We start from the raw sequence: 655 nt of genomic DNA, 5'->3' as shown, positions 1-655 counted from the left end.
AAACGTTTTATATTCAGCATATTAAACACTATCTTCAGGCCGATTTTCCCGGATTGGTCAGCTACACCCGTATGTTAACCTTGAAGCAAAGGGCGCTCATTCCTCTCTGTACTTTTCTTTCGTCACGCAAGGCTGAAACCCTGGGGATCGCTTTTATTGATTCAACCAAAATTGCCGTTTGTCACAACCTCCGTATTCCCCGTCATCGCGTATTTGAGGGTGTTGCCCAGCGAGGGAAAACGAGTACAGGCTGGTTTTAGGGTTTTAAACTTCATCTGGTTATCAATGATTGTGGTGAACTTTTAGCGGTTAAGTTGACCTCAGGAAATAAAGATGATCGTCATCCCGTCAAAGCGCGGGTACAAGGGTTAACAGGGTGTTTGTATGGCGATAAAGGGTATTTGTCACAGGCCCTGTGCGATGAACTGGAAGCAGAAGGAATAACGTTAATCATTCATGTCCGTAGTAACATGAAAGCAAAAGCGTTATCTCTCTGGGATAAGCTGATGTTAAGAAGGCGATTTCTGATAGAAAGTGTGCAGCAGGCATACAAACTAGCCGCATAGGGAATGCAGCCAGTATGTAGCATAAGCTCAGGAGGAGAGGGTGGCAGGCCCACCGAAGTCCGCTGTCGGAAGCTGGCTTCAAACCCCCT

The 655-nt window shown here is 46.4% G+C and carries 1 pseudogene; it reads left to right on the top strand.

From position 1 onward, the window contains the following. Positions 1-554, top strand: a pseudogene (locus OO184_RS24950) (IS982 family transposase); the annotation flags it as partial. Positions 555-655: the final 101 nt, after the last annotated feature.

The organism is Photorhabdus aballayi (assembly GCF_026153155.1).
In the GTDB taxonomy this organism is placed as follows: Bacteria; Pseudomonadota; Gammaproteobacteria; order Enterobacterales; family Enterobacteriaceae; genus Photorhabdus; species Photorhabdus luminescens.
Note: the sequence above shows the minus strand (reverse complement) of the source record. Positions and strands in the feature narration are given on the sequence as shown.